The sequence below is a fragment of the Streptomyces sp. NPDC001450 genome, from assembly GCF_053597295.1.
On sequence record NZ_JBSFHY010000021.1, the window covers coordinates 47,780 to 63,851 of the forward strand.

Here is a 16,072-nt window from a genome sequence, read left to right on the forward strand (position 1 = left end):
GATCCGTTGCTAAAAACATACATATCAGCGGAACCTCCCCGATCGTCGTGCCCTCTCACTGGATGACCACCAGCAGGCGCGATGAATCGGGGATTTCCATGCGCACCAACTCCCGGACCCTTTCCCGGAGGGGAATACTCGGCCTCGGCGCGGGCGCGGCGGCGGCCGCCACACTCGCCGGCTGCGGGTCTCTCAAGTCCTCCGACGGCGGCGGGCACGCGTCCGGTTCCGGGAACTCGGCCGGGGGAAGCGAAGGCGGGAACGGCGGGACCAAGGCGCGGCCCATCGGTGACGGCTCCACCTCCTTCACCGGCAAGCAGCCGCACCAGCCCGCCAGGCCCGAGCCGCTGGAGCCGGGGCAGACCCCGCCGCAGTTCGTGGTCTTCTCCTGGGACGGTGCCGGCGAGGTCGGCAACGGGCTCTTCCCGCGCTTCCTGGACCTGGCCAAGCAGCACGGCGCGAGCATGACCTTCTTCCTCTCGGGGCTGTATCTGCTGCCCGAGTCGAAGAAGCGGCTGTACGAGCCGCCGAACAACCCGCGCGGCGCCTCCGACATCGGCTACCTCACCGACGAGCACATCAAGGCGACGCTGACCAACGTCCGCCGGGCCTGGCTGGAGGGGCACGAGATCGGCACCCACTTCAACGGGCACTTCTGCTCCGGTCACGGCACGGTGGGCAACTGGACCCCGCAGCAGTGGAAGAGCGAGATCGACCAGGCCAAGGCGTTCGTGAAGCAGTGGCGGACCAACACCGGCTGGTCCGACATGCCCTCGCTGCCGTTCGACTACGACAAGGAGCTGGTCGGCGGCCGTACGCCCTGTCTGCTCGGCCAGAACAACCTGCTGCCCACCGCGCAGAAGCTGGGCTGGCGCTACGACGCCTCCTCGCCGGGCGGGCGTCAGGTGTGGCCGGAGAAGAAGCTGGGGATCTGGGACCTGCCGTTGCAGCAGATACCCTTCCCCGGTCGTTCCTTCGAGGTCCTGTCCATGGACTACAACATGCTCGCCAACCAGTCGGTCAACTCGACCAAGGCGCCCGCCTACAACTACCCGGGCTGGCGCAAGCAGTCCGCGCAGGCGTACATCGCGGGATTCGAGCGGGCATACAAGACAAACCGGGCACCTCTCTTCATCGGCAACCACTTCGAGCAGTGGAACGGCGGCATCTACATGGACTCCGTCGAGGAGGCCTTCAAGCACATCGCGCGCGAGAAGGAGAAGGGCGCGGACGTGCGCCTGGTCTCCTTCCGGCAGTTCGTGGACTGGATGGACGTCCAGAAGCCCGAGGTGCTCGCCAAGCTGCGCACGCTGGAGGTCGGGCAGCAGCCGGCCGGGGGCTGGAAGGACTTCCTGCGGGACGCCAAGGGCGCCAAGTCGGCCTCCTCGGACGCCGCCTGAGAGGCCGCCGGCGACCTGCCTGAAATGTCCGGAGTAAATACCTCCTGAAATGCGGTTTTCCGCCCGCCAGGGGGGTGCGCGAAATCCCCGGAACAGGCATGCGAAACTTTTCACATGAGTACCCGTAGCCGCGCCGTCCTGCTTGGCGCCATGGCCGCCGCGGCGGCCCTGACCCTGTCCGCGTGCGGCAACGGCGGCACCTCCGGCGGGGGCGGCAACACCGGCTTCGTCACCGGCAACAACGGCATGAGCACCGTCCCGCTGGGCAAGCGGGCCACGGCGCCCGACCTGTCCGGCAAGACCATCGACGGCAAGACCCTGGACGTCGCCGACTACAAGGGCAAGGTCGTCGTGATCAACGTCTGGGGCTCGTGGTGCGGGCCGTGCCGGGAGGAGGCCAAGTACTTCTCCAAGGTCTCCCAGGCGTACGAGGGCAAGGGCGTCCAGTTCGTCGGCATCAACACCCGGGACACCAGCACCACCCCCGCGGTCGCCTTCGAGAAGGAGCACGGGATCAGCTACCCGAGTCTGTACGACCCCACGGGCAGGCTGATGCTCCGCTTCAAGAAGGGCACGCTCAACCCGCAGCTGATCCCGTCCACGCTCGTCATCGACAAGGACGGGAAGGTCGCCGCGCGGGCGCTGGAGGCGCTCGACGACACCGCCCTGCTGAAGATGGTCAAGCCGGTCCTCGCGGAGAAGTGACGTGAGCGGACTCGTCACGCTGGCCGCGCAGAACCAGACCGTTCTCCACGGGGCCCTGCTGGTCGCCCTGCCGATCGCCCTGCTCGGCGGCCTCGTCTCCTTCTTCTCGCCCTGCGTCCTGCCGCTGGTGCCCGGCTACCTCTCCTACGTCACCGGGGTCGCCGGAACCGACCTGGCCGAGGCCAGACGCGGGCGCATGGTCGCCGGGGCTTCCCTGTTCGTGCTCGGGTTCAGCGCCGTGTTCATCTCCGGCGGGGCGCTGTTCGGCTCCTTCGGCTGGACCCTGCAGGAGCACAAGGCCGTCCTGGCCAAGGTGCTCGGCGTGCTCATGATCCTCATGGGCGTGTTCTTCATGGGGCTGATGCCCTGGTTCACCCAGCGCGAGTTCCGCTTCCACCGGCGGCCCACGACCGGTCTGGTGGGCGCACCGCTGCTCGGCGCCCTCTTCGGCATCGGGTGGACCCCCTGTCTGGGCCCGACCCTGTCGTCCGTGAACCTCCTCGCCATGGAACAGTCGAGCGCCGGGCGCGGAGCGCTGCTGATGGTCGCCTACTGCCTGGGCCTCGGCGTGCCCTTCGTGCTCGCGGCGGTCGGCTTCCGCAAGGCGCTCGGTGCCTTCGGCTGGGTCAAGCGCCACTATGTCTGGGTGATGCGCATCGGCGGCACGATGATGATCGTGACCGGTGTGCTGCTGCTGACCGGGGCCTGGGACCGCCTGGTGCAGGAGATGCAGACCTGGTCCGACGGCTTCACTGTGGGGATCTGATCGATGAGCAAGACCGAAACCGACAACGGCCGGGACCAGGAGGACCTGGGGGCGGCCGGCTCCCAGCTGTCCACCGCCCCGCAGGAGGAGATCGCCTCCGTGCCCGGCCTCGGCGTCATCGGCTGGGCGCGCTGGTTCTGGCGGCAGCTGACCTCCATGCGGGTCGCGCTGCTGCTGCTCCTGCTGCTGTCGCTCGGCGCGATCCCCGGCTCGCTGATCCCGCAGACCGGCGCCGACGCCTCCAAGGTCGACGGCTTCCGCCAGGCGCACCGCACGCTGGCGCCGATCTACGACAAGCTCGGCCTGTTCCACGTCTACAGCTCGGTGTGGTTCTCCGCGATCTACATCCTGCTGTTCGTCTCCCTCATCGGCTGCATCGTCCCGCGCACCTGGCAGTTCGTCGGCCAGCTGCGCGGCCGCCCGCCGGGCGCCCCCAAGCGGCTGGACCGGCTGCCCGCCTACACCACCTGGCGCACCACCGCCGAGCCGGAGCAGGTCCGCGAGGCCGCGCTCGCGCTGCTGAAGAAGCGCCGCTTCCGCGCCCACCTCGCCGGTGACGCCGTCGCCGCAGAGAAGGGGTACGTCCGGGAGCTGGGCAACCTGGCCTTCCACGTCGCGCTGATCGTGCTGCTGATCGCCTTCGCCTCGGGCCAGATGTTCAAGTCGGACGGCACCAAGCTGATGGTGGAGGGCGACGGCTTCTCCAACGCGCTGCCGATGTACGACGACTTCAAGTCCGGCAGCCTGTTCAGCCCCGACGAGCTGGTGCCCTTCAGCTTCGACCTGAAGGACTTCGAGGGCACCTACGAGCTGACCGGCCCCAACCGCGGCACCCCGCGCACCTTCCAGGCGAAGATCACCTACAGCGAGGGCGCGTACGGCAAGGAGAAGCCGGCCACCGTCAAGGTCAACCAGCCGCTGGAGATCGGCGACTCCAAGGTCTACCTGGTCAGCCACGGCTACGCGCCCGTGATCACCGTCCGCGACGGCAAGGGCAAGGTCGTCTACCAGGACGCCGTACCGCTGCTGCCGCTGGACGGGAACGTCAGCTCGCAGGGCGTCATCAAGGTCATGGACGGCTACCGCAACGCCCAGGGGCAGAAGGAACAGCTCGGTGTCCGGGCCTTCTTCCTGCCGACCTACGGCGGCGGTGCCTCGGTGCTCTCGCAGTTCCCGGCGCTGCTGAACCCGGTGCTGAACCTGGAGCCGTACCACGGCGACCTCGGCGTCAACTCGGGCCTTCCGCAGAGCGTGTACCAGCTCGACAAGACCCACATGAAGGCGTTCAAGGACGCCAAGGGCCTGCAGCTGCGCGGGAACCTCAAGCCCGGGCAGACCCTGCGGCTGCCGAACGGCGCCGGCTCGATCACCCTCGAGAAGGACATCAAGGAGTGGGCCGGCTTCGAGATCGTCCAGGAGCCGGGCAGCGGCTGGGCGCTCGGCGGTGCCCTCGCCGCGATCTTCGGTCTGACCGCGTCCCTGTTCATCCAGCGCCGCCGCGTGTGGGTGCGGGCGGTGCGCGGCGCCGACGGCGTGACGGTCGTCGAGATGGCCGGGCTCGGCCGCAGTGAGTCGGCCAAGGTGCCCGAGGAGCTGGGCGACCTCGCCGGAACCCTCTACGACCAGGCGCCGGGGGCACCTGACCGCGACTCCAACGAATCCGACGTCGTACCTGCCGAAGGGGCTGGGAAGTGACTCTCGCCGCCGCCACCAACGAACACCTGGCGAGCATCAGCAACACGCTGATCTACTCGTCCATGGCCGTCTACACCCTTGCCTTCTTCGCGTACATCGCCGAGTGGCTCCTCGGCAGCCGCAGCAAGGTGGCCCGTACGGCCGCGGCACTGACCGCCGCCGGCGAGCAGCAGGCGAGCGGGCCCGCCGTCACCGTCAAGCAGGCGGGCAGCACCGCCGTGCTGGAGCGGCCCAAGGTCGTCGTGCGCTCCGCGTCCGGCGCCCGGGACGTGCCGGACGGGCCCGGCGCGCACGGCGGGGACGAGCAGGGCGACCTCTACGGGCGCATCGCCATCTCCCTCACCGTGCTCGCGTTCCTGGTGGAGCTGGGCGGGGTCGTCGCCCGCGCGGCCTCCGTGGAGCGGGCGCCGTGGGGCAACATGTACGAGTTCAACATCACCTTCTCCACGGTCGCGGTCGGGGTGTACCTCGGGCTGCTGGCGCTGAAGAAGAACGTGCGCTGGCTGGGACTGTTCCTGATCACCACGGTCCTGCTCGACCTCGGTCTGGCCGTCACGGTCCTGTACACCGCGAGCGACCAGCTCGTCCCCGCCCTGCACTCGTACTGGCTGTACATCCACGTCTCCACCGCGATCTTCTGCGGCGCGGTCTTCTACGTCGGCGCGGTCGCCACGATCCTGTACCTGTTCAAGGACTCGTACGAGAACAAGCTGCAGACCGGCGGCAAGCCCGGCAGGTTCGCGACCTCGGTGCTGGAGCGGCTGCCCGCCTCGGCGTCCCTCGACAAGTTCGCCTACCGCGTCAACGCGGCGGTCTTCCCCCTCTGGACCTTCACGATCATCGCGGGCGCGATCTGGGCGGGCGACGCCTGGGGCCGCTACTGGAACTGGGACCCCAAGGAGACCTGGTCCTTCATCACCTGGATCGCCTACGCCTGCTACCTGCACGCCCGTGCCACGGCCGGCTGGAAGGGCCGCAAGGCCGCCTACCTGGCGATGATCGCCTTCGGCTGCTGGCTGTTCAACTACTACGGCGTCAACATCTTCGTGAGCGGCAAGCACTCCTACGCGGGCGTCTGAGCCGCCGGTCGCCCACACTGGTGTCATGAGCGGTTCCATCGCACAGGGCACCAGTCAGACCCACGGGAACACGCACATACTCCATCTCCTGGTGCGGCTCCCGAGGCCCATGGAGGAGGTCTGGCCGGCGGTGGCCACTCGGGCGGGGCTTGCTGAGTGGTTCACCGCCGTCGACGTCCTCGAACCCCGGCTCGACGGTCTGGTCACCCTGCGTGACCTGGGCACCGGCCGGGTCACCGCCTGGGACGTGGACCGGGTCGCGGAGTACACCGTGGAGGGCGGTGGCCGCATCCGGTTCCATCTGGAGCGGGACGGGGAGACGGCGAGCGTGCTGCGCTTCACCCACGAGTTCCAGGGCGAGGGGGAGCCGGAGGCGGACTGGCGTGCCAGATTCGAACGTCTGATCGAGAACCTGAGGTCCGCACAGACCTAGGACGGCGGCAGGCACTCCTTCGTCGGTGGCTTGCCCTCCGGCCAGGCGATCTTCACGAAGCGGGAGCCGCCCTCGGGGGTGAGTTCCACGATCGGGACGGCCTTGTCGTACGGGTTGCCGTGTACGTCCAGGCAGATCCAGCCACTCGCCCCGCTCACCCGGAGCGAGCCCTTGACCTGGGGCCACTGGAGGCCGACGTCCGTGAGGGCCGGGACGTTCCTGCCGTCCGGTACCGCCTCGCGGATGCCGTGCACCGCCAGCTGCAGGGCGTCGTAGCCGATGATCAGCTGGCCGTCGTCCAGGGCTGCCGAACCGATCGGCCCGGACGGCCCCCGTTCGGCAGCCGTCAGCAGCCGCCGCAGCACCCCGAAGTCCGCCGCCGAGCCGCCGGTCCTCGCCGGATCCCTCGTCCAGGCGTCCGGGTGGGCGAGGGAGGTGTAGCGGACGGAGAGGTTGTGACGCAGGGCGTCGCGGTCCAGATCCCTCTCGTGGGTCAGGTACGACGCCTCGTCGCCGGTCAGGACGGTGAACCTGCGGTTCTGGCAGCCACGTCCGCCGAGCGCGTTGATGAACTGCCGCAGCTGCGTGTGCCGTCCCGCGAACAGGATCGTGTCGGTGTCCCGGGAGGTGTCGCACACCAGGTGCGTGATCTGCCGGAAGGTGTTCGCCGTCGTCCCTTCCCTGCTGCGGTCGGCGGGCGGCGTGAACGGCTGCGGCTCGTACGGCGAGCCCTTGATCAGCGCCGCGAACGACTCCTGCAGCGTCCGGGTGTACGGGTCGCCCGGCTTGTCGTACACCAGCAGCGCCTTGCCCGCGCTCACCTTGGCGAAGGACGCCAGCGCGCGGGCCTCGTCGGTGTTGGTCGGCGACACCCGGGCGAGCCCGGGGTAGGGGTCCGTGCCGCCCTGCCCGTTGGCCAGGTCGTCGGCGGTGATCGAGGAGCCGACCACCGGGATCCCGAGCCGGGTCAGCGCCTGGACGGCCTTCTTGTTGTTGTCGGTGCTCTGCCCGATTCCCGCCACGGCCCGCAGCCGGTCCGCGCTCGCCGTCATCCGCTTCAGCTGGTCCACCGTCTGCTGCCAGTGGTCCCCGGTCGCGCCGGGGTTGGCCAGCACCAGGCGGATCGCGGGCGCCTCCCCGTTGGACTCGTGGTTGGCCCGGTACTGCGCGAGGAAGGCGCCCTGCAGCTGGTGCTGTATGTCGTTCAGGTTGGTCGCGGAGGTGGAGCTGTACGGGAGCATCAGCGCGACGGTGACGTAACTGCCGGGCTTGAGGCGGTCGTTCTCCCGCGCCATCGCCCGTACGACGTCCTTCAGCTGGGCGTGCCCGAAGTCGTACGAGCCCGTCGCCACGCCCACGCACTCGTCGCTGTCCTGCGGCCTGGACACCCCGGGCGCGCAGGACCGGTCCTCGTGCATGAGCGCCCGGCCCGCGAACACCAGCCCCGTCACCAGGGCCGCCGTCAGCAGCAGGGCCAGATAGCGGCGCAGCGGAATCTCCCACACGCTCTCGCGCACCCAGGTGCCCACGCCTCTGCGCGCCATCACGCCTCCCCGCTCCGGTCGTCCGGGCCGTCGTCCGTGTCGTCGGGGTCGTCGAGGTCGTCGGGGTCGGCCATCGGACGCCCGGCGAGCGCCGCCGCCGGCCAGTCCCGGGACGCCCGCCACAGCCACGCGTTGGCCGCCGGCCGCAGGTTGGACAGCTGCTCCAGCTCGAAGCGGAGCCGGTCGCACACCTTCGGGTCGGGCAGCACCAGCGGATCGCCCAGCTGCCACACCGCGTGCAGCAACCGCCGTATCCGCAGGTGCAGTACGGCGTCCACGCCCTCGGGCGGCTCCTGCCCGGCGTCCGTGCGGCCGAGCGCGATCGCGGCCCGCCGGTCGCCTTGGCCGGTGAAGTCGCGGCCCTCGGCGTCGTGCGCGTGGAAATAGGGCGCGGACGCCACGAAGCGCAGGGTGCGCAGCCAGGTCCGGATGTCCGCGGTGTGGAAGGTGTCGCGCAGCTGGGCGACCGCCGACTCCGAGCTGCCCAGGGCGAGTTCGTGATGGAGCCGGTAACGGGCCTGCTCGGGGTCCGGGTAGTGCGCGATCAGCGTCTCGTGCGCCGTACGCCACGACGCGTGGTCCGCGTCCCGCAGATGCAGCCTCAGCAGCAGCAGGGTGCGTACGAAGGGGTCACCGACGAACCGGCCCGGCTCGGCCGGCAGCCCCTCCTCGGCCAGCCGGGTCCGCAGGGCCCGTACGTCCGCCGGGCCGAACGTGTCCGGCAGCAGGGCCGCGGCCAGCGCGCAGGCCGAGTCGTGGTCGTGGGCGGCGGCCAGCACGGTCAGCTCGTCCAGGTGCTCGGCGGGCACCAGCCGGTCCAGCAGCGCCTGGTAGGCGGGGGCGGCCTCCTGGTCCTCGTCCAGCCGTACGTCCGCGGTGAGCAGCTCGCCGAGCGAGCCGGCCCGGTTCTGCGCGGCGGACTCGGCGAGCAGGACGATGCCCAGCGGATTGCCACCGGTCAACCGGTGAGTTGCGTGCGGGAGTTGGGGCGGAACCGGGACGTCGTCGCAGACGGCGCCGACGATGTGCAGGGTGTCGTCCGGGCTCAGCCGGGGAAGCGCGACGAGCAGCGCCCGCGAGGAGGGGGCCGCGTCCGGGGTCCAGCCGCTGCGCCGGGCCAGCTCGGGCAGCTCCCGCCGCACCGCGCTGCGCAGCTCCTCGCGGCCCTCGCCGCGCCGGGCCGCGACGAACGCCACCTGGTCCGCGATGCCCTCGGCACGGTCGCGCAGCACGGCCTCCACGAGGCCGGGCCCCGGCGCGGTCTGCGCGTCGTCGATCAGCACCAGGGGCCGCCCGAGCCGCTGCATGCGCGGCAGCACCCCCGCGTACGCCTCCGTCAGGTCGGCCAGCAGCGCCCGCACCAGATACCGCTCGGCGTGCTCCCGGGAGGTGCCGTCCGCCCGGAAGTGCCCCGACAGCAGCATGAGCCCGCGCTGGGCGTGCCCGCCCGCGTTCGGATACGTCCGGTACCACACCGACGCCTTCTGGTGCCGTCGGCTGGTGAAGCCCTCGGCGACGGACTCCAGGGTCGCCTCGATCGCCCCGGACAACAGCGGCCCGGTGCCGGTGGCCGCGGCGACCACCTTGGCCGCCACCTTCCCGGCCCAGCGGCCGGCCAGACCGCTGATCCACGAACCGCTCTCGTTCAGCAGCAGGATCCGCTCGACCTCCCGGCGGATCCGCTCCGAGTCGGCATCGCCCCAGCCGCTCGCGGCCACCGCCACCAGGCCCGACATCAGCCGTGGAAAGGTGATCCGCCCGGCGCCCGTCACCGGCGCCGCCAGCTGCTCGGCGATCACCAGCAGCGCCTGCGCCACCGGCGACCACGACTCGGCGGGCCGCTCCGCGGGCGGCCTCGCGAACTGTTCCTCCGCGCAGTGGATCAGCGCGACCGGCGTGTGGCCCTTGTAGGCCTCCCGTAACTCGGCCAGCACCGCGCTCTTGCCCAGACCGCGGGCGCCCGTGAGCACCACGAAGGGCAGCTCGCCCGGGTGCTCGAACGGATGACCACGGTGCTGGTGGGGGCGCAGGCCCACGAGCCGGGGCGCGAGACCGGCCGGATCGACGTCGAACAGCGCTCCGCGCCCGTGCAACCGTCTGTGCACCGCATTCCCCCCTCAACAGCAGTGTAGAAAGGGGAAGTTGTCACTGACCAGGGTCAGTGATGTCCGTTGGGTTACGAATTTGACGGGGGTGCGACACCGTCGCCGTGACCAGATCCCGCAGCCGCTCGACGTACAGCCGCACGTTCTTGGCCGCCACGTCGGTGTCCGGGTAGCGGCTCGCCACCCACAGGCCGTCGTGCAGCCGGCTGACCCACACGCACACCTGGTCGCCGTACGACACCCGCATCAGCGCGTACGCCTTCTGCTCGGCCCATCCCGCGGCGCCCGGGATGCCGCGGGCGTCCAGGAACGAGACGATCGAGTACAGGTCGGGGGAGGTCGGCCGGAAGTCCGCGCCGAGCAGCTTCAACACCCGGGCGAGCGGCATGCGCGCGAGCGACCGGTTGGCCTGCAGTTCGGCCCGCACGGCCCGCAGCGTGCTGGGCAGATCGGGAGTGCCGGCCACGGGCACCTCGATCGGGGCGCCGCCCACGAACCAGCCCACCGAGTCGCTCCAGCGGGACTTCACCCGGGTGTGGAACGGCACCACCGTCCGGTACACGGACTGCCCGCCGAGTTCGTGGACGATCATTCCGGTGGCCGCCAGCAGACCGACCAGGCTGCCGCCCTGGGGCCGGCAGTACGCCTCGAACGCGGCGGCCGAGTCCGCGTCCGCGAGCGGCTCGCAGATCATCTTCTGCGGCGGCAGCGGACCACCGGGTTCGAGGCCGAGGTCGACGGGGAAGCTCGGCAGCGTTCCGCCGCACCGCCGGACGAACTCCCGCCAGCGCGCCACGATCTCGTGGCCGCCGTCGACGCGGTCGGCGTCCGCCCGTTCCAGCTCGCAGAAGTCGACGTAACTCGCGGCCGGTGTCCGCACCACGGGTCCGCGTCCCCGCAGGCCCGCCGCGTACAGCTCGTGGATCTCGGCGGGGATGCCGTGCAGGGAGTAGGCGTCCACGTTGCTGTGGTCGAAAGCCATGTACACGCTGGTCGAGTCGTCCCGCACGACCGCCGAGTAGATGAGGTTCGGCCAGCGCAGGGCGTCCGCGACGGCGTCGAAGCGGCCCTGGAGATGCCGGGCCAGGGCGTCCGCGTCGCCGAAGTCGCCGACCGTCTCGCGCCGCAGGGACACGTCACCGGCGTCGAGAGTGAACCGGCGCAGCCGGTCGCCCGCCCAGCGGAAGCCGCTGCGCAGCGTCTCGTGCCGCAGTGTCCAGGCCCGCAGGGACTCCTGGAGCACGTCGAGGTCGACCCGGCCCGGCAGGTCGAAGGCCGTACCGATCCAGGTCGGCACGAACAGCCCGCCGTCCCGTACGGACTTGGCCGTTCTGATGTGCGACTCCTGGATGTAGGCCGGCGGCCGGGAGTCCTCCGGCAGCCCCTTCGCCGTGGCGACCGTGGCCGGACTCAGCGTCCACTCGACGAGCCGTCCCGGCCGGACCTCGCAGCGCTGGATGTCAGTGATTCGCACGCGTCTCCGATCGCAGAAGGGGGCCCTGTGATGTGGGCCCCCTGCAAGGGAATGCCGTCGGACGCGGCCGGGACATGCCCGACCGGGGCATTTCAACGGAACGGATGGCGGGCCGAACGCGGAAGTGATTAACCGACAGTGATCAGGCACCAGCTGATGGTCAACGACCCGCTCCTCTTCGGGGTGGGCTTGCAGCTGCAGTCGCCACTGGCGGTGACGATTGCGCCGCATGAGGGCGGTTGACGGCGCCCCAGATGACTTTGGCGAGACTCGCGATGTTGTGGGCCGCGTTGTGATCGGCGTGCGCAACGATGCCGCACGACCGGCAGATGAAGAGTTCCTGGGAGGGTCTGTTCGCCTTGTCGATGTGGCCGCACCACGAGCAACGCTGGCTTGTGTACGCAGGGTCGACGTGGATGACCGGAACACCGGCGCGCTTCGCCTTGTAGGCGATAAAGCGGCCGAGCTGAGCGAACGACCAGGAGTGGAATGTGGCCCGTTGGGGCTTTCTCAGCCGTGCCCGTTCGCGGATGCCGGTAAGATTCTCCAGCGCGATTCCGCGCCCGGTGCGTTGAGCCTCGGCCACGATACTCTTGGCGATCTTGTGATTGACCTGGGTGGCATGCCGAGCCTCTCGTCCGGCACGCTGCTTCAGCTTGCGTTTGGCTGACTTCGTTCCGGTGACTTGCAGCTCCGCACGAGTACGCACATTGCGGGCCCGATACCTGTTGAGTTCCTCCCCGGCGAACGATGTGCCCTCATCGCTCGTCGTAGCGATGTTCGCGATTCCGAGATCAACCCCCAGCCAGCCTGCGGGATGCCCGTTGGGTGCGGCGTATGCTCCTGCGACCTTACGGATCACGTGGATCGCAGGTTGGGCTGACAGGCCGTAATCGCCTTTCACTTGTGCGTAGACAAGGCGCTGGAGTTCTGTCCTTTCCGTCACGCGCTGGCGGTGGGCCAGTCGAGAGACCCAGTTGGCTGCCTCATTGGCCGTACGCAACGTTTCCTGAAGCGCTTTGGCTTGTACTGCTGATGGCAGCAACTTGATTTGCACGACTGTCCTCACGAGGACCAACTTACGGATCGGACGCACGTCCGGTATTCGATTGCGCGTTGTTACTCAATTCGAGTGAACGGGCAGCGCTGATAGCTGTTGGGTGCGCGCTGGCGATCCGTCGGGCTGGTGCGGGACAGTGGAGGCATGCGCAAGGAACAGGCCCGTGCTTGGCTCGCCACCGCCTTTGCCGAGGCTCGCGCCGGGCTCGCCGAGGGCGGTATCCCGATCGGCGCTGCCCTTTACGGCCCCGACGGGACCCTCCTGGGTCGTGGCCACAACCGCCGAGTCCAGGACGACGACCCTTCCATGCACGCGGAGACAGCCGCGTTTCGTGCGGCGGGACGCCAGCGCACCTACCGCGGTTCGACCATGGTGACGACCCTTTCGCCCTGCTGGTACTGCAGCGGTCTGGTGCGGCAGTTCGGCATCTCACGGGTCGTGATCGGCGAGGCCAGCACTTTTCACGGCGGGCACGACTGGCTCGCCGAGCAGGGTGTGGAGATCGTGATCCTGGAGGACCCTGCGTGCGTCGAGTTGATGCGCGACTTCATCAAGGACAACCCGGCTCTATGGAACGAGGACATTGGTGAGTGAATCGCGTATCCCGACCATCGGCCTTCGGACCTGGACCGAAGGCGATGCCGAGGCCCGCACGGTCCTCGCCCGGACCGTCGACCAGGCCCTGCAGAGCGCCGGTTTCCTGCTGGTCACCGGGCACGGGGTGGATCCCGGGCTGCGCGGTGCCATCCGGGAGGCCGCGCGGAGGTTCTTCGTGCTACCCGCCGAGGTCAAGCGGGCCTATGAGGCGAAGGTCGGCGGGCGTGGGTGGCTGGGGCCGGGGGCCGAGGCCAATGGGTACGCGGAGGGGACCGAGACTCCGCCCGACCTGAAGGAGTCGCTGACCTTCGCCACGCAGGAGCCTTTCGACGATCCGGTCGTCAACGCCGAGTGGTACGCGCCGAACGTGTGGCCCGCCGAGGTGCCGGAGCTTCAGTCGCTGTGCGAGGAGTACCTCCAGAAGATGGCGTGGCTGGAAAAGGAACTGCTGGCCCTGCTCGGGTACGCCCTCGGCCTGGCACCAGACTTCTTCAGCCGGCACATGGACCATCCCACGTTCGGCTTTAACGTCAACTGGTACCCGGGCACGGAGGTTGTCGGGGCGCCTGCGCCTGGGCAGTTCCGCATTGGGCCGCACACCGACTTCGGCACGGTCACCATCCTCGACCGGCAGGCCGGGAAGGGCGGGTTGCAGGTTTACACCGATGGGGGTGGGTGGGAAGACGCTCCCTACGATCCTCAGTCGTTCACCATCAACGTCGGGGATCTGATGGCCCGTTGGACCGGCGACCGGTGGCGGTCGGGGCGGCATCGGGTGCTGCCGCCGCCTGCCGACGAGCCTGCCGAGGAGCTGATGTCCCTCGTCTACTTCGGCGAGTGCACCCCCGGGACGCTGGTGGAGTCGGTGCCGGTGCCGGTGGGACGGGTGGCGTACCCGCCCATCGACTCGCATGTCTACCTACGGGAGAAGCTCGACTCGATCACAGTCGGTTGAGCGTCGGCCTGTCTGGGGCCTCGGGGCATTCGAGGCCCAGTGCCTCTGTACCCTTGCCCGACCACATCGCGCGGGAGGGAACGCCCATGGTCGCTGCCCCGGTTCTGGAGGAGCTGCGGGACGTCTGTCAGCCGTACGCCAAGCTGGCGAGCCGCAACGGGGAGCACTGGGCGGGGCGGCTGTACATGCGCAGGGTCTCGCTGCGGTTCACCCGGCAGCTGGTGCGCACCCCGGTCACCCCGGACCAGCTGACCTGGACCATGGTGGTCTGCGGCATCGCCTCCGGCGCGGCCCTGCTGATCCCCGGCCTGACCGGTGCGGTCCTGGCCGTCGTCCTCATGCAGCTGTTCCTCCTCTTCGACTGCGTGGACGGCGAGGTCGCCCGCTGGAAGGGGCAGAACAGCGCGACCGGCATATACGTGGACCGGCTCGGGGCGTACCTCGCGGACGCCGCGCTGATGGTGGGGATCGGGTTCCGGGCGGCGGAGAACGGCCTCGGCGGCTGGCTCTCGCTCGGCATCGCCACCGCGCTCGGGGTGGTCCTGCTGAAGGCCTCGACCGATCTGGTGGACGTGGCCCGGGCCCGGCGCGGGCTCGGGGTGGCCGACGACGAGTCGACCCGGCCGCGGTCGCAGGGCGTGGCCACGGTGCGGCGGCTGGCGGCGGCCTTCAAGATCCACCGGGTGACGAACGGCATCGAGGCGTCCCTGGTCCTGCTGGCGGCGGCGCTCGGGGACCTGGCCGCGGGCGGCGTCGAGGTGACGCGGTGGGCGCTGATCGGCCTGGCCGCGATCACCTGGCTGATGGTCCCGGCCCACCTGCTGTCGATCCTGGCGTCGTCGCGGCTGCGCTAACGCATTGCTCGGGATGATCGCGTCGGAGTAGCGTGACACCGACCGCAATGATCGATCCGGCATGACGAGGCCGCCGCCACCCTTGGGTGAACGCGGCGCACGCGCCGCTCACCGGTCGTATGCCCGCAGGTGAGGCAGCCGTTGTCGCCGGACACGACATTCGACCTGTGAACGGGGAACTCCATGAAGAAGCGTGTGGTGGGCAAGTTCGTCGCGGCGGCATTCCTCGCCCCGGCGTTGGCCTTTGCGGGTACGGGGCAGGCGTTCGCGGCCGGCCACGCCGTCACCTGGAGGAACAAGAGCAACGGCGAGTACCTGGCCTACTTCAACGGCAAGGTCCGTACGACCTCTGCCACCGGGGCGAGCATGAAGTGGGACGAGAGCAAGCAGTCCGACGGCTCCTTCACCATGAAGCACCACCTCACCGGGAAGTGCCTCGACAGCAACAGCCACGGTGCCGTCTACATCGGTGCGTGCAACGGCGGCAACTACCAGAAGTGGTACGAGAGCAAGGACTCCTCGGGCTGGCGGCTGAAGAACAAGGCCACCGGGCGCACCCTCGGGCTGGCGTCCAGCGGGGCCGTCATCACCGCTTCCGACACGGGCGCCCCGCGCCAGCGCTGGAGCTGATCCGCGGCTGGTTCCGTCGAGCAGGTCGGGCCGGTATCGCATCCGTTCGAGGCGGGTGCGGACCGGCCCGGCTTTCCATGTGCGCCTGGACGGCGCTCACTTCGCCTCCGCGCCGACCGACCGCCAGATCCTGTCGGGCAGAATCACCGCCGCCTCGTCGAGGTCGACGTCGTCGATGCCGGAGAGCCAGCGGCGGGAGATGCCGATCACCGGGCCGAGAATCAGCGATTCGAGCAACGCCGGTGGCAACGGGGCGAGTTCGCCGGAGTCGACGTACGTCTGGGCCCAGGCGGCGAGGGGGGACAGGCGGGCCTCCTGGGCGTCGCGCAGGCGCTTGCCGTCGGCCATGCCCGCGCGGTCGGCGTAGGAGGAGTGCAGGAGCAGGGCGGCCTCCCGGTGCTCCTGGACGAAGCCCAGGTAGGCCGTGACCAGCGCCCGGATGCCGGTGTGGGCGGTGCGGGTGCCCTCCAGGGCCTTGACCAGCTCGTCCAGCAGCCGCCCCAGCCAGCGCAGCAGCAGCGCGTTCATCAGGCCGTCGATGCTGCCGAAGTGATGGTAGAGGCTGCCCAGGCTCACCCCGCTCGCCTTCGTGACGGCACCGACCGTCAGGCCCTGGTCGCCCGCCTCTGCGTACACGCGCAGCGCGGCGTCCAGCAGCTGCTCTACGGTGGCTTCACCCCGCTGTTGTTTGCGCCTCATTCTGGAATACTTTTCTAGAAACTTATTTCGGAACAGTTTACTGCCTGGTAGGTAGTGCCTGCTAGGCCGCGGCTCG

General features: G+C 69.7%; 15 protein-coding genes. 10 read left to right on the forward strand and 5 right to left on the reverse strand.

Going from position 1 to position 16,072, the window contains the following annotated elements; translation table 11 throughout:
- Nucleotides 1–98 precede the first annotated feature (98 nt).
- The 6 genes from ACWC5O_RS23320 to ACWC5O_RS23345 all read left to right on the forward strand — a co-directional run bounded on the left by ACWC5O_RS23320 (nt 99) and on the right by ACWC5O_RS23345 (nt 6,078).
- The gene (locus ACWC5O_RS23320; protein WP_450585381.1) at nt 99–1,400 is read left to right on the forward strand and encodes a hypothetical protein; all 1,302 of its coding nucleotides are present in this window, start codon (nt 99–101) and stop codon (nt 1,398–1,400) included.
- 114 nt (nt 1,401–1,514) lie between these two features.
- Nucleotides 1,515–2,105 carry a TlpA family protein disulfide reductase gene (locus ACWC5O_RS23325; RefSeq protein WP_450585379.1) on the forward strand — a complete coding sequence of 197 codons (591 nt, stop codon included), beginning with the start codon at nt 1,515–1,517 and terminating at the stop codon, nt 2,103–2,105.
- Nucleotide 2,106: 1 nt separating this feature from the next.
- A complete protein-coding gene (locus ACWC5O_RS23330) occupies nt 2,107–2,871 on the forward strand; it encodes a cytochrome c biogenesis CcdA family protein (RefSeq protein ID WP_450585377.1) in 765 nt (254 codons plus the stop codon).
- A 3-nt stretch (nt 2,872–2,874) separates the two neighbouring features.
- A complete protein-coding gene (gene resB, locus ACWC5O_RS23335) occupies nt 2,875–4,566 on the forward strand; it encodes a cytochrome c biogenesis protein ResB (RefSeq protein ID WP_450585375.1) in 1,692 nt (563 codons plus the stop codon).
- Nucleotides 4,563–5,645, forward strand: a complete 1,083-nt coding sequence (gene ccsB / locus ACWC5O_RS23340) for a c-type cytochrome biogenesis protein CcsB (RefSeq protein ID WP_450585373.1) — start codon at nt 4,563–4,565, stop codon at nt 5,643–5,645. Before resB ends, ccsB begins: the two co-directional genes overlap by 4 nt.
- Nucleotides 5,646–5,670: 25 nt before the next feature.
- Nucleotides 5,671–6,078, forward strand: coding sequence for a hypothetical protein (locus ACWC5O_RS23345; protein ID WP_450585371.1), 408 nt, complete (start codon nt 5,671–5,673; stop codon nt 6,076–6,078).
- Here the strand turns inward: ACWC5O_RS23345 and ACWC5O_RS23350 are convergent.
- The 4 genes from ACWC5O_RS23350 to ACWC5O_RS23365 form a co-directional block, all read right to left on the reverse strand.
- Nucleotides 6,075–7,622, reverse strand: coding sequence for a hypothetical protein (locus ACWC5O_RS23350; protein WP_450585369.1), 1,548 nt, complete (start codon nt 7,620–7,622; stop codon nt 6,075–6,077). The two genes, ACWC5O_RS23345 and ACWC5O_RS23350, sit on opposite strands and share 4 nt — an antisense overlap.
- Nucleotides 7,622–9,727: a hypothetical protein gene (locus ACWC5O_RS23355; RefSeq protein WP_450585368.1), complete on the reverse strand. Its 2,106-nt coding sequence runs from the start codon at nt 9,725–9,727 to the stop codon at nt 7,622–7,624. Before ACWC5O_RS23355 ends, ACWC5O_RS23350 begins: the two co-directional genes overlap by 1 nt.
- A gap of 40 nt (nt 9,728–9,767) precedes the next feature.
- Complete coding sequence (locus tag ACWC5O_RS23360; protein ID WP_450585366.1) at nt 9,768–11,201, reverse strand: condensation domain-containing protein; 1,434 nt, start codon at nt 11,199–11,201, stop codon at nt 9,768–9,770.
- Nucleotides 11,202–11,361: 160 nt separating this feature from the next.
- Nucleotides 11,362–12,258, reverse strand: coding sequence for an RNA-guided endonuclease InsQ/TnpB family protein (locus tag ACWC5O_RS23365; protein ID WP_450585364.1), 897 nt, complete (start codon nt 12,256–12,258; stop codon nt 11,362–11,364).
- A gap of 147 nt (nt 12,259–12,405) precedes the next feature.
- Here ACWC5O_RS23365 and ACWC5O_RS23370 point away from each other — a divergent pair, with 147 nt between their 5' ends.
- The 4 genes from ACWC5O_RS23370 to ACWC5O_RS23385 all read left to right on the forward strand — a co-directional run bounded on the left by ACWC5O_RS23370 (nt 12,406) and on the right by ACWC5O_RS23385 (nt 15,297).
- Nucleotides 12,406–12,855 carry a nucleoside deaminase gene (locus ACWC5O_RS23370; protein ID WP_450585362.1) on the forward strand — a complete coding sequence of 150 codons (450 nt, stop codon included), beginning with the start codon at nt 12,406–12,408 and terminating at the stop codon, nt 12,853–12,855.
- Complete coding sequence (locus ACWC5O_RS23375) at nt 12,848–13,813, forward strand: isopenicillin N synthase family dioxygenase (protein ID WP_450585360.1); 966 nt, start codon at nt 12,848–12,850, stop codon at nt 13,811–13,813. Before ACWC5O_RS23370 ends, ACWC5O_RS23375 begins: the two co-directional genes overlap by 8 nt.
- Nucleotides 13,814–13,899: 86 nt before the next feature.
- Nucleotides 13,900–14,667, forward strand: coding sequence for a CDP-alcohol phosphatidyltransferase family protein (locus tag ACWC5O_RS23380; RefSeq protein WP_450585359.1), 768 nt, complete (start codon nt 13,900–13,902; stop codon nt 14,665–14,667).
- A 183-nt stretch (nt 14,668–14,850) separates the two neighbouring features.
- Nucleotides 14,851–15,297: an RICIN domain-containing protein gene (locus ACWC5O_RS23385; protein ID WP_450585357.1), complete on the forward strand. Its 447-nt coding sequence runs from the start codon at nt 14,851–14,853 to the stop codon at nt 15,295–15,297.
- Nucleotides 15,298–15,393: 96 nt separating this feature from the next.
- On the opposite strand, the gene ACWC5O_RS23390 is transcribed toward ACWC5O_RS23385, so the two are convergent.
- On the reverse strand, nt 15,394–15,996 hold the full coding sequence (locus ACWC5O_RS23390; RefSeq protein ID WP_450585355.1) for a TetR/AcrR family transcriptional regulator: 603 nt from the start codon (nt 15,994–15,996) through the stop codon (nt 15,394–15,396).
- Nucleotides 15,997–16,072: the final 76 nt, after the last annotated feature.